We start from the raw sequence: 233 nt of genomic DNA, 5'->3' as shown, positions 1-233 counted from the left end.
CCGCTGGGCAACGCACGGTGAACCTACCGAAGCGAATGCGCACCCGCATGTTTCTGATTACATTACCGTGGTGCATAACGGCATCATCGAAAACCACGAACCGCTGCGTGAATTGCTGATCGAACGGGGCTATCACTTCAGCTCCGAGACCGATACCGAGGTGATTGCTCACCTGGTGCATTGGGAACTGCGCCAGGGCGGCAGCTTGCTGGAAGTGGTGCAGCGCGTGATCC

General features: G+C 57.9%; 1 pseudogene. It reads left to right on the top strand.

Features of this window, described 5'->3' with window-relative positions:
* Nucleotides 1-233, top strand: a pseudogene (locus N8M09_RS11125) (glutamine--fructose-6-phosphate transaminase (isomerizing)); the annotation flags it as partial.

Source organism: Streptococcus mitis, assembly GCF_946190375.1.
In the GTDB taxonomy this organism is placed as follows: domain Bacteria; phylum Bacillota; class Bacilli; order Lactobacillales; family Streptococcaceae; genus Streptococcus; species Streptococcus mitis_CJ.
Note: the sequence above shows the minus strand (reverse complement) of the source record. Positions and strands in the feature narration are given on the sequence as shown.